Consider the following 933-nt stretch of genomic DNA (forward strand, 5'->3'; position numbering starts at 1 on the left):
GACCTGCGCCGCGTGATCGACGGCATGTGGGTCGAGCTGCTGTCGGCGCGCCTGCAGGTGCTGATCCGCCAGGCCGAAACCGACCCCGCGGCCCTGGTGCAATGGCGCGAACTCGACGCCCAGAGAAGGCAGCGCATGCAGCGCATGAAACTCGCCAATCCAACCTGACTTTGCGGCGTGACTTTGACGTAACGCTTTCTTTCGCCGATAATCGAAGGTTTGTTACGCGGCAAGAGTGACGAACGGTCAACAAAGACAGCACCTCCGGGCCCCGGCCACCCTCTGACCCAGGGTCCCCACCTCAAGGCCACCCTACCCCGCAAGGGCTGTACTCCGTTTGATGGTCACGCGACCTTGCCCATTTGATTGCGGCCCCAAGCTAAGGCTTGATCCGGGCCTCGCTACGTCTTTGGACCTCCGCTGAACAGGGCCCTGCCAAGCCGCCGTCACCCGGCTTGTTGGCGTGCCCCTGAGGCTGGGTTCGACGTGACGACCACCACCATTCGAGGATTTGCATGACCGCGAAGAAGAGCGCCCCCGCCAAGGCAGCACAGCCGGCCGCTGCGTCGAAAGCCGTGAAGGCCGGCAAGGCCGAAGCCGAAGACAAGAAGAAGGCCGTCGCCAAGCCGGCCGCCAAGGCCGCGCCCGTCGCCGAAGCCAAGGGCAAGCCGGGCCGCAAGCCGAAGGCCGCCACGGCCACCGCCGCCAAGAAGGAAGAAGTGCCCGAGGAGGACTTCTCCGACCTCGAAGCCGACCTCGAAGGCGAGCCCGAGCCCGAAGCGGCCGGCACCGACGACAAGGCTGCCAAGGCCAAGCCGCTGCGCATGAAGGTGTCGCGGGCCAAGGAACGCGCGCTGATGCGCGAGTTCGGCCTCGACGAGACCGCGCTCACCGAAGAGGAAGTCGCCAAGCGCCGCCATGAGCTGAAGACGC

At 66.0% G+C, this 933-nt stretch carries 1 pseudogene; it reads left to right on the forward strand.

The features are described from left to right. Positions 1-515 precede the first annotated feature (515 nt). Positions 516-933 (forward strand): annotated as a pseudogene (locus AC1D12_RS34225) (RNA polymerase sigma factor RpoD); the annotation flags it as partial.

This window comes from Rhizobacter sp. P1_G5, from assembly GCF_056405435.1.